This is a genomic window from uncultured Oscillibacter sp. (assembly GCF_950073225.1).
GTDB lineage: Bacteria > Bacillota > Clostridia > Oscillospirales > Oscillospiraceae > Oscillibacter.
This window is the reverse complement of sequence record NZ_CATMPS010000009.1, coordinates 67,497-83,545: the sequence shown is the minus strand read 5'-3', so window position 1 is coordinate 83,545 and position 16,049 is coordinate 67,497. Positions and strand designations below refer to the sequence as shown.

At 48.9% G+C, this 16,049-nt stretch carries 21 protein-coding genes and 1 pseudogene; 9 read left to right on the top strand and 13 right to left on the bottom strand.

Annotated features, from left to right (window positions below; translation table 11 throughout):
• Nucleotides 1-156 precede the first annotated feature (156 nt).
• On the top strand, nucleotides 157-318 hold the full coding sequence (locus Q1M04_RS07000) for a hypothetical protein (protein ID WP_023347536.1): 162 nt from the start codon (nucleotides 157-159) through the stop codon (nucleotides 316-318).
• 93 nt (nucleotides 319-411) lie between these two features.
• Complete coding sequence (locus Q1M04_RS06995; RefSeq protein ID WP_300447065.1) at nucleotides 412-618, top strand: recombinase family protein; 207 nt, start codon at nucleotides 412-414, stop codon at nucleotides 616-618.
• A 53-nt stretch (nucleotides 619-671) separates the two neighbouring features.
• Here the strand turns inward: Q1M04_RS06995 and Q1M04_RS06990 are convergent, their stop codons facing one another.
• The 13 genes from Q1M04_RS06990 to Q1M04_RS06930 all read right to left on the bottom strand — a co-directional run bounded on the left by Q1M04_RS06990 (nucleotide 672) and on the right by Q1M04_RS06930 (nucleotide 9,459).
• Complete coding sequence (locus Q1M04_RS06990) at nucleotides 672-2,348, bottom strand: recombinase family protein (RefSeq protein ID WP_300447062.1); 1,677 nt, start codon at nucleotides 2,346-2,348, stop codon at nucleotides 672-674.
• A 101-nt stretch (nucleotides 2,349-2,449) separates the two neighbouring features.
• A complete protein-coding gene (locus tag Q1M04_RS06985; RefSeq protein WP_300447059.1) occupies nucleotides 2,450-2,614 on the bottom strand; it encodes a transposon-encoded TnpW family protein in 165 nt (54 codons plus the stop codon).
• Between the two features lie 535 nt (nucleotides 2,615-3,149).
• Complete coding sequence (locus tag Q1M04_RS06980; RefSeq protein WP_300447056.1) at nucleotides 3,150-3,383, bottom strand: helix-turn-helix domain-containing protein; 234 nt, start codon at nucleotides 3,381-3,383, stop codon at nucleotides 3,150-3,152.
• A gap of 5 nt (nucleotides 3,384-3,388) precedes the next feature.
• The gene (locus tag Q1M04_RS06975; RefSeq protein ID WP_300447054.1) at nucleotides 3,389-3,817 is read right to left on the bottom strand and encodes a sigma-70 family RNA polymerase sigma factor; all 429 of its coding nucleotides are present in this window, start codon (nucleotides 3,815-3,817) and stop codon (nucleotides 3,389-3,391) included.
• Between the two features lie 49 nt (nucleotides 3,818-3,866).
• Nucleotides 3,867-4,127: a hypothetical protein gene (locus tag Q1M04_RS06970; RefSeq protein WP_300447051.1), complete on the bottom strand. Its 261-nt coding sequence runs from the start codon at nucleotides 4,125-4,127 to the stop codon at nucleotides 3,867-3,869.
• 154 nt (nucleotides 4,128-4,281) lie between these two features.
• Nucleotides 4,282-5,037: an ABC transporter permease gene (locus Q1M04_RS06965; RefSeq protein ID WP_300447048.1), complete on the bottom strand. Its 756-nt coding sequence runs from the start codon at nucleotides 5,035-5,037 to the stop codon at nucleotides 4,282-4,284.
• On the bottom strand, nucleotides 5,034-5,723 hold the full coding sequence (locus Q1M04_RS06960; RefSeq protein WP_300447046.1) for an ABC transporter ATP-binding protein: 690 nt from the start codon (nucleotides 5,721-5,723) through the stop codon (nucleotides 5,034-5,036). Before Q1M04_RS06960 ends, Q1M04_RS06965 begins: the two co-directional genes overlap by 4 nt.
• A gap of 12 nt (nucleotides 5,724-5,735) precedes the next feature.
• Entirely contained in the window at nucleotides 5,736-5,912 is a 177-nt protein-coding gene (locus tag Q1M04_RS06955; protein WP_300447043.1) for a receptor, read from the bottom strand.
• Between the two features lie 104 nt (nucleotides 5,913-6,016).
• Nucleotides 6,017-6,913, bottom strand: a complete 897-nt coding sequence (locus Q1M04_RS06950) for a HAMP domain-containing sensor histidine kinase (protein ID WP_300447040.1) — start codon at nucleotides 6,911-6,913, stop codon at nucleotides 6,017-6,019.
• 4 nt (nucleotides 6,914-6,917) lie between these two features.
• A complete protein-coding gene (locus Q1M04_RS06945) occupies nucleotides 6,918-7,691 on the bottom strand; it encodes an ABC transporter permease (RefSeq protein WP_300447037.1) in 774 nt (257 codons plus the stop codon).
• The gene (locus tag Q1M04_RS06940) at nucleotides 7,669-8,589 is read right to left on the bottom strand and encodes an ABC transporter ATP-binding protein (RefSeq protein WP_300447034.1); all 921 of its coding nucleotides are present in this window, start codon (nucleotides 8,587-8,589) and stop codon (nucleotides 7,669-7,671) included. The genes Q1M04_RS06945 and Q1M04_RS06940 overlap by 23 nt, the downstream gene beginning before the upstream one ends.
• Nucleotides 8,590-8,600: 11 nt before the next feature.
• Nucleotides 8,601-9,278 (bottom strand): response regulator transcription factor, encoded by a 678-nt coding sequence (locus Q1M04_RS06935; RefSeq protein ID WP_300447032.1) that lies wholly within the window; start codon nucleotides 9,276-9,278, stop codon nucleotides 8,601-8,603.
• 4 nt (nucleotides 9,279-9,282) lie between these two features.
• Complete coding sequence (locus tag Q1M04_RS06930; RefSeq protein ID WP_300447030.1) at nucleotides 9,283-9,459, bottom strand: helix-turn-helix domain-containing protein; 177 nt, start codon at nucleotides 9,457-9,459, stop codon at nucleotides 9,283-9,285.
• Between the two features lie 152 nt (nucleotides 9,460-9,611).
• Here Q1M04_RS06930 and Q1M04_RS06925 point away from each other — a divergent pair.
• The 7 genes and pseudogenes from Q1M04_RS06925 to Q1M04_RS06895 all read left to right on the top strand — a co-directional run.
• A pseudogene (locus Q1M04_RS06925) lies at nucleotides 9,612-9,722 on the top strand (XRE family transcriptional regulator); the annotation flags it as partial.
• Nucleotides 9,689-10,414 carry a DUF4368 domain-containing protein gene (locus Q1M04_RS06920; RefSeq protein ID WP_366140811.1) on the top strand — a complete coding sequence of 242 codons (726 nt, stop codon included), beginning with the start codon at nucleotides 9,689-9,691 and terminating at the stop codon, nucleotides 10,412-10,414. The pseudogene Q1M04_RS06925 and the gene Q1M04_RS06920, both read left to right, overlap by 34 nt.
• Nucleotides 10,415-10,614: 200 nt before the next feature.
• Nucleotides 10,615-11,322 (top strand): zinc ribbon domain-containing protein, encoded by a 708-nt coding sequence (locus Q1M04_RS06915; RefSeq protein WP_300345951.1) that lies wholly within the window; start codon nucleotides 10,615-10,617, stop codon nucleotides 11,320-11,322.
• A gap of 118 nt (nucleotides 11,323-11,440) precedes the next feature.
• Nucleotides 11,441-11,980 carry a hypothetical protein gene (locus Q1M04_RS06910; RefSeq protein WP_300345950.1) on the top strand — a complete coding sequence of 180 codons (540 nt, stop codon included), beginning with the start codon at nucleotides 11,441-11,443 and terminating at the stop codon, nucleotides 11,978-11,980.
• Complete coding sequence (locus Q1M04_RS06905) at nucleotides 11,977-12,807, top strand: hypothetical protein (protein ID WP_300345949.1); 831 nt, start codon at nucleotides 11,977-11,979, stop codon at nucleotides 12,805-12,807. Before Q1M04_RS06910 ends, Q1M04_RS06905 begins: the two co-directional genes overlap by 4 nt.
• The gene (locus tag Q1M04_RS06900) at nucleotides 12,804-13,937 is read left to right on the top strand and encodes an SLC13 family permease (RefSeq protein WP_300345948.1); all 1,134 of its coding nucleotides are present in this window, start codon (nucleotides 12,804-12,806) and stop codon (nucleotides 13,935-13,937) included. The genes Q1M04_RS06905 and Q1M04_RS06900 overlap by 4 nt, the downstream gene beginning before the upstream one ends.
• Before the next feature lie 71 nt (nucleotides 13,938-14,008).
• The gene (locus Q1M04_RS06895) at nucleotides 14,009-15,946 is read left to right on the top strand and encodes a thioredoxin domain-containing protein (RefSeq protein WP_300345947.1); all 1,938 of its coding nucleotides are present in this window, start codon (nucleotides 14,009-14,011) and stop codon (nucleotides 15,944-15,946) included.
• Nucleotides 15,947-16,049 lie beyond the last annotated feature (103 nt).

Genomic DNA, 16,049 nt, shown 5'->3' with positions numbered 1-16,049 from the left:
CCAGACCCGTGGTTGCCGGCAACCGCATTTCTCCTGTGTATGTCCCCGCGCGTTGACGCCCCTGCCTGCCGCGCAACTCTCTTTTTGGTAACTTCTGGTTAACTTAATGGCATTGCTCAAATTGAGACGCATTTCACAAAGGAGTGTGCTTGACAAATGGCAAATGCAATCCGAACGGCACAGCCGGGAATAAAGACGGAGATTAAGATCGGCAATACGACCTACATAGTAGGCGGGTATTTTGCCCCCCAGGGTGTCACCGTTTCAGAAAAAATAAAGCGTTTACTTGACAAGGAAACCAAGCGGAAAAAGCAGTAAAAACTTGTCGAAAATTTGACGTTTTCCTTGACATTTAGTATAATATAAGTGTCACAAGGACAAGAAATGGTGACTGCCGGATTGGAGGCTATGATGAACAGGCAGTACAATAACCAGGGCGAAAAATGGACAGCCCTTTATGTCCGGCTCTCCCGCGACGACGAGAACGAGGGGGACAGCAACAGCATCCAGCACCAAATCGAAATCCTCACCAAATACTGCAAAGACCATGATATTTCCCGTTATCAGATTTATAAAGATGACGGATTTTCGGGTACAAATTTTGCTGGGGTGAGATAACGTAACCATTTTTGAATGGTACGCTATCTTGCCCCAGCATTTTGCTTTCGGCCCTAAACGACAACGCTTTTGACATCAGCGCCGATCTGCCTGAAATAAGAAACGCTTTCCGTGGGCTGTTCGCCGGTGTCTACCTTGCCCACGAAGCTGTAAAAGATTTCGATTTTGCGGGTGTTGGTGTCCTTGTCCAATTCGTAGACCAAAATACGGTCGATAAACTCATGGACATTCTCATAGGTCAATTCGCTGATCTCCGTGTACCGGCGTACCAGGGCGACAAACCTTTTCACATCGGCGCTGTGCTCGGCGGCGGTGTTGATCTCCTTTTTCAACTCCGCGGCCCGCTTTGTCAGCTCCCGTTTTTCTTCTTCATAGCCGGAGGTCAGAAACACAAACTGCTCATTCGATAACCGGCCCAATGCGTTGTCCTCATACAGTTTGTGGAATAAAAGGTTGATCTCGCCCAGCCGGGCTTCCACCTTATCAAGCTCTTTGCGCTGGTGGCCCAGCGCCTTTTTCATGGCCTGTTCGCTGCACTCGGTCGCGGTACGAATAAACTCCTGCTCATGCCCTTTCACATAGGACATGACACGCTGCAAATCGGCCCGAACAAGTTCTTTCAGCACACTTTTTCGGATGTAGTGCGTCGTGCAAAGAAAATCATTTCTGGCCCGGTTGCGGTAGTTGCCGCAGGTGTAAGCGTGTTTCCGCTCCGGCGTTCCGGCTCCCTTTTGGAGATACATTTTATAGCCGCAATCCCCGCAGAACAGCAGCCCGGAAAACAGGTCGATTTCATCAGACTTGGTAGGGCGGTGGCGAGTGGCGATACGCTTTTGAGCAAGGGCAAAAGTTTCCTCGTCAATCAGCGGTTCATGCGTGTTGGGGAAGAAATACCGCTTGTCCTCCGCATTTTTCCGTGTCTTTTTGGACTTATAGGACACCTTGTAGGTTTTCGCCGTGATGGTGTGGCCTAAATACTCCTGCCGGGTGAGAATGTCATACAGTGTTTTGTCCGGCCAGTTATACCATGCGTTTTGTTGAGGACGTGGATGCTGTGTTCTTCCTGTTCGGCGGTAGCGGAGTTCTCCAACAGTCAAAATCTCGTTGTCCCGCAGCCAGTTTTGAATTTCACACATACGGTCGCCCCGCACATACATGGCGAAAATCTGCCTGACAACATGGGCCGTTTCCGGGTCGGGGATAAGGTGATTGCGGTCGTTCGGGTCTGCGATATACCCATAGGGGACTTCTCCGTTGACACGTTCGCCCCGCTGGGCTTTGGCCTGCTTCACCGCCCGGATTTTCTTGGAAGTATCGCGGGCGTAAAACTCATTAAACCAATTCCGCAGGGGGGTAAACTCGTTATCTTCCCTTGCCGTGTCCACGCCGTCGTTGATGGCGATATAGCGCACCTCATATTCCGGGAAAATGATTTCGATAAGCTCCCCGGTTTTCAGGTAGTTCCGGCCCAGGCGGGAAAGGTCTTTCGTTATGACCGTTGCCACGTTCCCGGCCTCAACCTCGCGCAGCATGGCTTGCAGCCCCTCACGCTCGAAGCTCACCCCGGAGAAGCCATCATCAACGAAAAAGCGGGTATTCAAGAAGAAATGTTCATCCGCATACCGTTGTAAGATCAACTTTTGATTTTGGATGCTCTCGCTCTCGCCTGCCTGCATATCCTCTTGACTTAACCGGCAATATAAAGCGGTTATCTTGTCTGCCTGTAACATTGTTCCTCCTTTCCGACAGCAGACAAGCATGATATATGTACTGATTACATTATACCATCAACCGCTGTCCTTGTCAGCTCAAAAAATATAAAAAGAGCGCCCTATTTCTGGACGCTTCCGGCGTTCTGCTCCATATCCTTGCGGATAAGTTTCTTGATTTTCTTGTCTATGGTGTCGGTCGCTTTCTCGCTGGCCGATGCACAGACAAAATAAGTCGTTTTACCAATTTTATGCGTCGTTGTGGCGCTGATATGATTTTGCGGCAAAGGACTTCCCCCTTTCGCAAATGAATTGTTTGACTTATGAAATAGCGGCCTGTCCGCTATTCTGATAAAGGGGCATAAATCGGACGGCTGGCGGCAACCAGCACCACGGGACTTTCACCCCCGCGTGGTTCTCACGCGGCCCTACCCATTGCCTGCGACGCTTTGAACGCTCGGACTGTGGCTGTAAGGGAGTATCGTTAGCATATGCGCCGCTGATTATAAGCTGCCGGCTTTCGGTATAGGCGGTTCTCGCTCTCCCGTTGGGGTTCCCCTAAAAGTCGTTTGACTTTTAGGGGAGAGGAGGCGCAGCGTAGTGATTGAGCTTTCACGCTTGCGTGGAAGCGAAAGATACGTAGCTTGCTCCGACGAGGTCATGGCGCGCCCACCGACGCGGCGCATACAGAATGTGTCCGTTGCCCTATGCTGCGCCGCCGTTATCTTGCGGGCTTTCTTTGTCAAGGTACAGCGCCGGGCCGGAAGCAGGGGAACACGGAAAGGGTAAGGTGTTCCGCCTGCCCTGCCGGGCCGGTTGCCGTCAGTTCATGGCGACAATAGCGTGGATGAGCTTGATTTCCAGCAAGTGCTTCATGTGTTCGTCCACGCACTCATGAGGATAGCCGTACTTGTCATACAGTGTCCGGGTACAGAGCTTGTTTATGTAGCCCTCGTAGTACCGCAAAACCTGTTCCACGGCCTCGGCGTCCCCGGCGCGGGCGGCTTCGATCACCGGCATGGGGAGAAGCGCCCGGCCTTTGTTGGGGTTTACCATTTGCGCTAACCTCCTTTCGGCATCAACGCCGCCAACTTGTTCCGCAATTTTTCCAGGGCTTTGTTTCTGTGTCGTTGGACAGTGTTGCGGCATAGTCCCACGATCTGGCCAATTTTTGCATCTGACAAATGGAGGATGCAGTGCAGTATCAAAATACTTTGCTCCTGCTCTGTCAGCCCGGCAAAGGCGTCGGCCACGAGTTCGTTCTCGATCAGCAAATCACATCCATGCGACGAAAAAATATAGCTGTCGCTGGGATAGCGGTCTACTGCGGAGAGCCTGTCCATTTCTTTCTGCGGCAGGGTGTTCAACGATATATAGCGGTCGCGCAGGCTGCTCATTTTCCGCAGATAGTCAATGGCTTCGTGTTCCAGTACCAACTTGCAATAGCGGTCAAACTGGCCTGGCCCGCTAAAGCGGGGGATAGTTCCCATCTTCTCACCCCCTTTCGTTGGGGGATGGTGGTGGTTTTCTCCCTTTCCGCTAACAGAGCGAAGTGATTAGGCCGTTTTGCCCAAGGAATAGCGGGATTTGAAAAAATTTTTTCGGACTGAATGGGAAGCGGCAGAAAACGACAAAAACCGTCTGGCAGGTCATAGGCCCACCAGACGATTTGAGAAGTATAAAAGTTTGCTTCTGCACCGTATAGTTGATATTTATAGTTACAATACTTCCGGGAGGGGATTGCGCTTTTTTTGGCAGTTCAAAATTTGTCTGATATTGTCGAATATAGATGCACTTCATAGCGGCTGCCTCCTTTAGCCGCCGCTTTTATTCGTGAAACCGCGTCATTCGTTTAGAGGGAAAAAGAAACGGCGGCTTTGGTTAAAGCCGCCGTTTCAGGCGTGACAAGTTTTGCTGTACGACGGCTTTTTTTCTTTTGCCGTCGTGCGGCAGACTAACTTTCTATTTTTCTTTTATGTGTAAAAAGTATTACGCCAACAGACAGAAGGATAGCAAATATGAGCAGCGAAATAACACAGCCGCCTATTGTAGCTCGAATAGGATTATCATAGTACGACGTTCTATCTGAAAAGTACATTGCAACCCTATACGCAAATCCGTTGGGGACAACAAAGCCAATCTCTGAACCGATGAAAAAGCAGGATGCAAACCCGTATATCACACCAATTACACTTGATATGATAATGTTCCTGCTTAAATTGATGATAATTGCTCCTGCACAAACGGTTACTGGTATTATTATGGCTGCCTCCAGTAAAAAGCCAACGCTTACCGTTAAAAGTTCAGGAATATCTGCGGAGACTTTTCCTGTTACCTTCAAAGCAAAAATCAGACAAATAAATAAAAGCAGAAGTATCGCCGCAAATAAAACACCGATTATTAAGGCAACAGAAACTTTGGTAAGGAATAGCTTACGTTTTGAATAGCCATAAGTTATCCAGTTGATATAGGTCTTGTTTTTGTACTCTTGATAAAACAAAAAACCAACAAGGATAAACAGCACCATAGGAAAAAACATTGCAAACTGATTGTTCATAAAAAAGAACAGATCAGCCAGGGTTTTGGTGCTGTTATTGAAAATGGCCCCAGCCCCTCCTGTCAGCACTGGAAGCAAAGAGAGCAGCAGAAGGAACAGAAAAGACCATTCCCGCTTTTGCTTGTAAAATTCATTCCTTATCAGTGTAATCATTCGAGGCCCTCCTTGCTGGAAGTCATGATCGTTTCATAGAGAGCTTCCAATTCCTGCTCGTTATAGCTGTTCTCCAAAACCTTCACGATGCGTCCGTTCTTAATAAATATCAAACAATCGGTGATTGCCGCAATCTCTGTAAGGTTATGGCTCGACACCAAAATACAGTGATTGGGTGATTTTAGCCGCTCTTTCAAAAGAAGCCGGATTTCTTTTATTCCCATAGGGTCAAGGCCGTTTGTTGGTTCGTCCAGCAGCAGATATTTTACATTCCCCAAAAATGCGCGTGCAATTCCCAGCCGTTGACGCATACCAAGGGAAAGCTGCGAAAAAAGTTTGCTTCTTGCTTCCCATAGATTTACCTGCTCCAGTGCTGTCTTGATGTCGGGATTATTGATTTTCAAGTACCGGGCGTGTAACCACAAATTTTCCGCTACCGTCAGTTTTGGATAAAAGGCAGGGTACTCAATCAGGCTTCCAAACAGTTGACTGGAAACAGGCTGGCTTTCGGAAAGAATTTCCCCCGTATAATCGGTTAACCCGAGCATTGACTTGAACAATGTTGTTTTACCTGCACCGTTAGGCCCAAGGATACCATAGATTTTTCCCAACTCCAGTTCAATACTGATGTTGTGAAGCAAAGCAACTCCGCTTACATTCAAATTGACATTTTTAATCTGTAACATCATATGCCTCCATCACTGTGTAAAAAGGAAAATCAAAAAACATATTGCATAAACAATAAGAGCAGCTATGATTGGTTTTCCCTTTTGCCGCAGCCCCTTTAATCCATCGCTTAGAATGCCGTTGATAGCTATTAAAAAGCCGACGGCAAGGGCGACCATAGAAACAATCAAAGCAATCATTGAAACCATGTAATTCACCTCCTTGCCTCACATAGTATCAGAAGGGGATAGGATTTCTCTATGAAAAGTCTAAGGAAAGGTTAAGGATAGAAAAAGAGCTGCCGAAGCAGCTCTTAACTTGCAGGGAACACAATTTGTATTTCAAAGTTTTTTTCATTCAGCTTTGCCGATATTCTCCCGCCCATCTTTGCTGTCAACTTTTTAGCGATTGCCAGTCCTAAACCGGTTGTCTTTTTGCTTCGTGACTGATCTGTTGTATAAAAGCGGTCGAACAGATAAGGAATATCTTCCTCACAAATCGTTTCAGAACGGTTTGATACAATTACTTGATAAGTCTTTTCAATGCGGGCAGAAGTGATTTTATATTCACTGTCACCGTGTATCAGAGCATTGTAGATGATATTTGAGAACACGCGGCATATGGCTTCTTTGTCGGCCCACACGATAAACGGGGTATCTGGAATATGAACATCTGGCGTAGAGTTCTTTTGTTCAAAATCGTTATAGTACATCGCAAGGACATCACGCAGACAGCTATTTATATCTGTCCGCTGCTGTGTGAGCTTCAATTCGTTTGCTTCAATTCTTGCAAATTCAAACAGTTGGTCGAGCAGGACTTTTACAGCACTAATCCTCTCTTGGGCAATTTCGACATACTCCTTTTGCTCCGGCGATAGCTCTTGCTCCATAAGTAATTGAACATATCCATTTGCCGTTGCAAGAGGTGTTCTTAAATCATGTGAAAGACTTGTGATCGTATCCCTAAATACATCGTTATTCTTCTTGATTTGTTGGCCTGTTTCGCGATATTTTTCCAAAAGACGATTGATGCTTTCAGCTAAATGCTCTGTGCTTTTGTCAATCCGTTCTAATCCAATTTCTGACTGTGTATCCCGGCTGAAAAGGAAGTCAATCTGAACTTTAATATGATTGATTTGCCTTTTTAGAATACCTATTTTTATAAGAAATCCCAAACAGCATATAAATAGGACTATACAAAGCGGCCCCATAGGATCACCTGCTTTCGTGTTTCCGTAAATTTGCTTTCTGAAAAATCCAATATGCCGCCCCTACCGGGAAAAATATATATATTGCGTCAGTAATCAAAATAGTCGGTAATTGGTTCATATATACGTCAATTCCCATTTCATCGGATAACCCTACAATCCAATACTTATAAAATGAATACTCTAAATCTAAAGCTCCGCTTATTCTCGTTAAATATAGGTACAATGTCCCCAGGAGAAAAAACACTACAACTAAAACGATATTGCGATAAGGTATTAGACAGCTCAATAACCACAAAAACGAGGAATAGCCAACAAAACACAAAATTTGTAGCACGAGATAACCGATGATTTTAATAAAGGAAACCTCAATGTATGGCTGTTTTATCCATATCAAAAAAATAAAGATATACGCCATAAAAAAGCTAAAAATGAGGTAAAAAATTAGTGCTGTCCATAAGGCAAACAATTTTCCGAAGAAAAAATCAATTCGAGATATTCCTTTTGCAAATAGAACTTCATGAACTCCTTTTTGATAGTCCTCTGTTGAATAGACCAGTTGAAAGATGGTTATTGGTATTAGTAAGCTATAATCTGAAAACAGAAACTCACTAAAGCCGTTCAGCGAAGGTATATTTCCCTGCGGGCCAGCAGCTTTAACTGTGTCATAATGGAACGTCAAAGCATATGCAAACATGAAGAATGTAGATAACAACAGGCAGATAAAAAATAAACGATTTTTGCGAATGCGGTATAACTCACCTTGAATAATCCGAAGCACCTAAAGGCTCACCTCCTGCTAAGGATGATAAAAATGTTTTGGGGGTCATTCCGGTAATTCCAATTTCGCATACCTCAATACCAGAAGATACTAATTTGCTGTTTATTTTAGATGAATAGGACGAGGAACAAAATATTCTGATCAGGTCATCCCCCAGGACCTCATATTGTGGAAAATCTTTTTGGATGACTGTAATTGCTCTCGCTACTTGTGGTGTTCTAATTTTGATGCACCGCTTACATTCTTCATTTATTTTATCAGGGGTTAATTCAGCTTTTAGTTTTCCACCGGCAAGAATACCATATTTTTCTACAACCCGAGAGGCTATCTCATAGTCTTGCCCAGTCAGCAAAACGGTCATATTCCGTTCTTCCTTTAACGCCGAAATAATGGAAAGAAGGTGTTCGCATTCCTGGGCATCAAGTCCATTGAATGGATTATCCAATAAAATCAGATCGGGTTTTCCTAATAAGGCTATCCCCAAATTTATCTTTTTCTGAATATACAGAGGCAAATGGCAGGCTGGCTTTTTTTCAACATGGCTCAAATCAAGCACTTTGTCAAAATCCTTTTCCAGCACCCCATACGACAACGCAAAATAGCGTAGCATATCCAAGGCTGACATTTTTCCCAAACAATACGGTTCTTGTGGTACATACCCAATCCTGCGCTTTTCTTGCAAGTAGTTAGAATTTCCAAACAGCTTGATTGTTCCCATCTGTGGTATGAGTGTACCTATCAACATTTGTAATAATAGAGTTTTTCCCGCATCATGCCCCCCATAGAGCATATAAATCTCCCCCTGCTTTATTTTCAGAGAAACATCCGTTATGCCCTTATGGTCTGGGAAAATATAAGAAAGGTTTTTCAATTCTAAAACTGTGTTTGTTCGTATCATGCCTTGCCTCGCTATTCCTGCATTTTGAAGCCCAGGCCCCAGACCGTTTGTATATACTGTCCCTGCGGGTTTGCCTTTATAAACTTCTTGCGCAAATTACTGATATGGACATTGATTGCATTATCATCCCCTAAAAATTCTTCATTCCAAACACTTTCAAATATGTTGTTTTTAGTGAACACTTTGTGCGGGGCGGACATGAGTAATTGAAGTATCAGATATTCATATTTAGTCAGACTAATTGGAACATCCTTGATTTTCACCTCCAAAGTGTCAGTATTCAAAGTCAAATCTTTGAAACGCAGGACAGTATCGCACATTTTGCTTTTTTGATAACGTCGTAATACCGCTTCTATACGGACAAGAAGTTCTGCATTATCAAATGGTTTCACAAGGTAATCGTCCGCACCATTTTTTATTAAATTTATCCGGCTGTCAATATCCGTTTTTGCGGATATGCCAATGACAGGAGTATCTGCTTTTTTTCTAATTTCCCCCAGCACCGTTTCCCCAGGAAGGCCGGGCAGCATCAAGTCAAGAAGAATTAAATCAAAATGTTTCTTTTCTATAATCAAAAGCGCTTCACTTCCAGAATATGCGGAAACTACTTCATAATTATTTTGAGATAACAGCTTCTTAATCATATCACTAAGAAGCACATCATCTTCAACTACCAGAAGATTAAACATAGGATTAGACCTTATCCTTTCTTCTCTTATCTACGGGCTTTTCCGCATCCTGTGGTATCAGCCATAGTCGGCTAAACCTCGCAACGCCAGGGATGCGGTTTTCCTCACATAGCTTTTGCACCCGTCTCTCTGAAATGCCCCACTTCTTTGCCGCTTCCGTGGCAGAAATAAATTCAAGCATCTTGCATCCCTCCATGCGACTTTTCTTTGATTATATACGGATAAGCGAATAAAAGCAAGTCAATAATGTAAACAATAAAATGTAGAGTCTGTTCCTTATACTTTATTTCACTTTGGGAATGTAAAGTATAGAATATAGGCGGATGATACAAAATGGCTAAAATTCAAGATTGTCCCGGTTTTGAACCTTTCGGGGCCGATGTTAAGGCAGCAAGGAAGCAGATGCGTTTATCCCGACAAAAGGTTGCGGAATTGCTCAACATTTCACAATTCTGGCCTATTGTGCCGACTGCGGCGCGAAGCTGTACCACCACCGCAGTATCACGTTGACGAAAGAGCAGGAGAGTTACATCTGCTCAAACTACCAGTCAAGAAAGAAATGTACTGCCCACTATATCCGGGCCGTGGTTTTAGAACAGCTTGTACTCCAAAATCTCCAACGTGTTGTTGCCTACGCCCAGGAGGACGAGAACGAGTTTGTGCGGCGCGTGATGGAGAACAAGACCGCCGTACAGAGGGCAGAGCAGGAGCAGGCCAAGCGCAAGCTGGAAAAGCAGGAGCGGCGAATCAGTGAGCTTGACCGTATCATTCAACAGCTCTATGAAGATCGTGTTTCGGGGGCGTTGAGCGCGGAGCGGTTTGCAAAGTTATCCGGGGGCTACGAGAAAGAGCAGGAGGAACTGAAGCAGTCCGCAAAGGAATTGCAGGCTATTGTAAACACGATTGAAACCCAGGCCGTCAATGTGCAGAGCTTTCTGAAGATTGTGCGGAAGTACACCGCGCCGACGGAGCTGACCCCGGCCCTGTTACGCGAGTTTGTGGAAAAGATCGTTGTCCACGCCCCGGACAAGTCCAGCGGCCATCGCACCCAGCGGATTGACGTGCATTACAATTTCATTGGCGAAATTGATTTTTCCCCGGAATACAGCCGGGTTAGCAGACAGACAACCGCATAACGCTACTGCATCATGCGGTTGCCTACCATATTCCTGAAATGTTCTTTATGCGTACTGTCCATATTCTGCAAAAAACTTATACGACAGATCCCATATCTAAGAGACGATGCCGGAATGCGGGTGAGCTTCCATGATACCTCGTAAAAAACTGTCATCCCGCTATTATATCCCATGAAATGTTCGATTTGGTGCAAAGGGAGTTGGAACGCCGCGGCGAGGCTGTCGGCGCGATTGAAAGTTCTTCTCCTGAACGGCCCAAAACATATTCCAGCAAACACGCCTTGAGAGGAATTCTCATTTGTGGAGAATGCGGTACACCCTATCGCCGCTGTGTGTGGCATATGAGCAATAAAATTCGTACCGTTTGGCGCTGTTGTAATCGTCTTGACCATGGCAAAAAATACTGTAAGCATTCCCCAACATTAGACGAGGAGCCCCTGCAGCAAGCCTTGATCACTGCAATCAACCATCAGCTCTATCGTCCGGAATATCTGCTCGCCCCTTTCAACAGGGCTTCGCTTGAATCGTCCTCTGTCGAATCTATCCCACCCGCAAAGAGCTGGCCTGAACTATACGCGAATCTTTTGGAGCTTCAAAGGAGAATCGATCATTCTTTTGTGGAATTGCTGATGCAGTGCGCCGAACGAAAAGATTGGAAAACGCACGAATCCCAATTCCGAGAACTGGTAAAGCAGCGCGCGGAGTATGACGAATATATTGACGCATTTGATATGCAGCAATATGAAGAGGAGCGCCGAAAGAATACGTATCATTTGCCATTCCAACTGACGGAGTACAACGAAACGATTATCCGCCAAGTCTTGGATACCGTGAGGGTTTTGGACTCGCGGCGCTTATTGATTATATTCAAGGGCGGCGCTGAAGTGGAGCAGGAGATCGAATTGTAAATATTAGCGTAATGCTGGTCAGGAAATCCTGACCAGCATTTGTTTTACCCTATAATAGTGCCCTTTTAACCATTGCTTATTCGTACCGAATATACTACAATAGGAACGAGGTGAGAACATGGAACGGCGTATCGCCAAAATGAATATCAGCTCCGCCGGGGGAACCGCCTCCAGCGGCTCAAGGACCTGCAAGGTCACCCTGCCCACATCGTGGGTGGAGGCAATGGGGCTCGATGAGAACCATCGGGAGCTGGAGCTGGCGTTTGATGGGACCAGCATCACGCTGTCCCGCCGCCTTGACGGTTCGGAATTTGCGGCACAGCAGTTAGCGAAGTGCCATGAGGTCCGTGTCCTGCGGCTCTATGACGGGGATACGCTCTGCTCTACGATTTATGCGGACTTTACCGGACAGACATTGGCCGTGGAAAACCAAGCCGTTCCCCTGGTCAAAACCGCCTTTGGAAACAACCCGCTCCCTGCCTGGGAGGACTTCCAACGGTTCCTTGAGGAGCGCTGCATCCCACGGCAACGGGCCGGACTGCGGGAGTATTTGGAGGCCCTGGGGCTGGAGGAATACGACCCCCTTGCCATTATCGAAAAAACCAGCGGACGCATGGCGGAGGACCAGCAATGGCTGACCATGGAGGTGCTGAAATGACAATCCGGCTGGTGACGGACGAAAAAATCGCGGAGACCTCCTCAAAGGGAAACCAGGAAAAATGGTACGACCAGACGTTAAACCGCTGGTACAAACTGGACCAATTCGGATACGAGGCGCTGTCGGAAGCCGCCGTCTCCTTATTCCTGGAGCGGAGCAATCTTGAAACCGACACACCCTTTACGTTTGTCCGCTATCATATGGAGCGTCTGCAAGTCCATGGGCGGGAGCGGACAGGCTGCTCCAGCAAAAACTTTTTACGGCCCGGACAGGCCCTCATCACGGTCAACCGTCTGCTGTCCAGCCACCTGGGAAGGCCTCTGCGGGAAAAGCTGACGCGGCTTCCCAGTGACAAAAGGCGCATCGCCTATCTTGCGGAGGCTACGGCGGATGTCACGGGCCTGGAGCGCTTTCCCCAATATCTGACCCTGCTCTTTGAGATCGACACCCTGTTCTGCAACGACGACCGGCACTTGAACAATATCGCGGTTATAGAACAGGGCGGTCAATACGACTATTGTCCAATCTTTGACAACGGCGCGGGCTTATTGTCCAACACCCAACTGTCCCCCATGGATATCGCGCCGCCCGCGCTGCTCTCCGCTCTGCGGGCCAGGCCCTTCAACACCACATTCACCCGGCAGATGAACGCGGCCAGGAGTCTCTACGGAGCACAGTTGATCATGCCAAAGCTGACGGTGGGAGAACTGCGGGAAGACCTGATTCCGCTTTTGGAATATTACCCCCAGCGGGACCGGGACATCATCGCGGACCGGGTGGAAGCGTGCATTTTAACACGTCAGGAAAAGCAAGGAGAACCCAGATGAAAGAAAAACTCATTCACTTTTTCAAGCAGGAAACCGTCCTGTGTGCCGCCCTGGCGCTGGCGGCGCTTTCCATGTTTTTGGTCCGCCCGGATGCGGAATATCTATCCTATATTGATTTTCGGACCCTGGCCATTTTGTTCTGCCTGATGGGCGCTATGGCCGGGCTACAAAAGACAGGCGTCTTTCAGTGGATTGCACAGGCGCTCCTGGCCAGGGTGCGGAAGACGCGGCAGCTAGTATGGATTCTGGTCCTGCTTTGCTTCTTCTCCAGCATGGCCGTCACAAACGACGTGGCGCTGATTACCTTTGTGCCCTTTACCTTTACAGTCTTGGACCTGATTGGGCCGGAGGCTCGGAAACGGCTGACAATCCCTATCGTCGTTCTGCAAACCATCGCCGCCAACCTGGGCAGTATGCTGACCCCTATCGGGAATCCGCAGAACCTCTATCTGTACGGCAAGGCGGGACTGTCTCTTGGCGCTTTTCTCCTGCTGATGCTGCCCTATGCCTGCGTCTCGTTTCTGCTGATTATGCTCTGGAGCATTGTTCAGTCCAGGGCGTACAACGTTCCTGTCGAGGTTTCGTTTCGTGAGGAAATCCGGCTTGACCGCAAAAAGGCACAACTCGCCGGGTATCTTGTGCTCTTCGCCCTGGACCTGCTGACGGTGGCGCGGGTGATTCCCTACGGCCTTGCTCTTTTGCTGACCATCGCCGGGCTGCTGGTTCTGGACCGTTCGATTTTTGCTCGGGTGGATTACAGTCTGCTACTAACCTTCGTGGGATTTTTCGTGTTCATCGGCAACATGGGAAGGCTCCCAGTCTTCTATGAGTTCCTGCAAAAAATCGTCTCCGGCCATGAGCTACTGGCAGGCGCGGCGGCCAGCCAGGTGATCAGCAACGTCCCGGCGGCGCTGCTACTGTCCGGGTTTACGGAGAACTTCCCGCCGCTTATCATCGGCGTCAATCTCGGCGGGCTGGGGACGATGATTGCGTCCATGGCAAGCCTGATTTCCTACAAGTTTGTGGCACGGGAGGAGCCCGGGATGAAGGGTACATACTTCCGGCAGTTCACATTCAGCAACGTTGCCTTTCTGGCGGTTCTGCTGGTGTTCGCGTTGGTTTTGGGATGATTCCCCTCCTATCAAATCAGGTATCATTCCACCAGATTTCAGCCATCCTAAGCGGGTAAGGATGTGATAGGATGCCCAATCATTTGAAAAACGAGACCAGCCCCTACCTTCTCCAGCACGCGGACAATCCCGTGGACTGGTATCCCTGGGGAGAAGAGGCCTTCCGCCGGGCCCGCGAGGACGACAAGCCCGTCTTCCTCAGCATCGGCTACAGCGCCTGCCACTGGTGCCACGTCATGGCCCGTGAGAGCTTTGAGGACCAGGAGACGGCGGAATTGCTGAACCGCTGGTTCATCTCCGTCAAGGTGGACCGGGAGGAACGGCCCGACGTGGACAGTGTTTATATGGCCGTCTGCCAGGCGTTTACCGGCGGCGGAGGCTGGCCCACCAGCTTGTTTCTCACGCCGGAGAAGCAGCCCTTTTTTGCGGGGACCTATTTCCCTAAGCAGAGGCAAGGCGGGATGGTGAGCTTTGGGGAGCTGCTGACGCTGATTCATGAGAAATGGGAGCGGGACCGCTCTGCCCTGCTGGGCCCGGCTGAGGAAATCGTGGCTTTGCTCAACCAGCCGAAGGCGGAAAACGGCAAGGCGGAGCCGGAGCTTCAGGAGGAGGCCGTCCGGCTTTACAAGCGGCTGTTCGACCGGGAAAACGGCGGCTTCGGCGGCGCGCCGAAATTTCCCTCTCCCCATAATCTCCGCTTCCTCCTGGCGTATTACGGTCGGCGGGGAGACCGGGACTGCCTGGAGATGGCGGAGCGGACGCTGTTGCAGATGTACCGGGGCGGGCTGTTTGACCATGTCGGCGGGGGCTTCTGCCGCTACTCTACCGACGAGCGGTTCTTGGTTCCCCACTTTGAAAAGATGCTATATGACAACGCCCTGCTGATTTTGGCCTATTGTGAGGCATACAGCACTACCCGAAAGGAACTGTACCTGCTGGCGGCGGAACGGACGGCGGATTTCGTTCTCCGGGAGATGACCGCCCCAGAGGGCGGCTTCTACAGCGCCCAGGATGCCGACAGCGGTGGCGAGGAGGGGAAATATTATCTCTTCGCGCCGGAGGAAATTGTCCGCCTCTTGGGGACGGAGCGGGGAGAGTCCTTCAATCAGCATTTTGACATCACAGAAACCGGGAACTTCGAGGGAAAAAGCATCCCCAATCTGCTCCACAGCAACCCAGAGGACCGGAGTTTTGGCGACCTGTTGGAGACGGTCTATCAATACCGCAGAGGCCGCTATGCTCTCCATCTGGACGACAAAATTTTGACCGCCTGGAACGGCCTAATGATTGCGGCGCTGTGCCGTCTGTATCAGGCCAATGGAGAGGCAAAATATTTGGACGCTACGAAACGGGCAGACCGCTTCCTCTGGAAAAACCTCTGGGACGGTGAAAGCCTCCATGTCAGCTTCCGGGCCGGGCGGCGGGGCGAGAGGGGCTTCCTGGACGATTACGCCGCCTGTATCTTTGCCCAGCTGGCGCTGTACGGGGCCACGCTGGAGCGAGCGTATCTGGAGCGGGCAGAACGGCTCTGCCGGGAGACTTGCGCCAAATTTCAAGACTGGGAAACCGGCGGCTTCTTCCTTTACAGTGAGGAACACGAGGCCCTGCTTCTCCGGCCCAAGGAGACCTATGATGGGGCACAGCCCAGTGGGAACTCCCTGATGGCCTGGAATCTGGTGCGGCTGAGTCAGCTGGTCTCCGAGGAGCGTTACGGTCCTCTGGCGGAGCGACAGTTAGACTTCTTAGCGGCAGACGCGAAGCAATATCCCGCCGGGTATGCCATGTTCCTGCTGGCACTCTTGGATTACCGGGACCCGCTGCCCAAGGTGACGGTGGTTTGTTCTGAGAGGTCCGAGGCGGCTCGTCTGCCCCTGGAGCTTCCGGCGGAGGCGGCTGTCATCCTGCGGGAGCCGGGGCCAGAATGCCCACTGAAAAATGGAAAGACGACTTTCTATGTCTGCCGGGGGCACAGCTGTTTCCCGCCAGTGAACGAACTGCCTACTTTGTAAGATTCCATCAATGCCGGACGGATTTTATCCGCTCGGCATTTTTTTGCCCTCCGAACATATCTATGAACCGAGGTGATGCTATTTTGGAAAGTGCGCAGCGAGA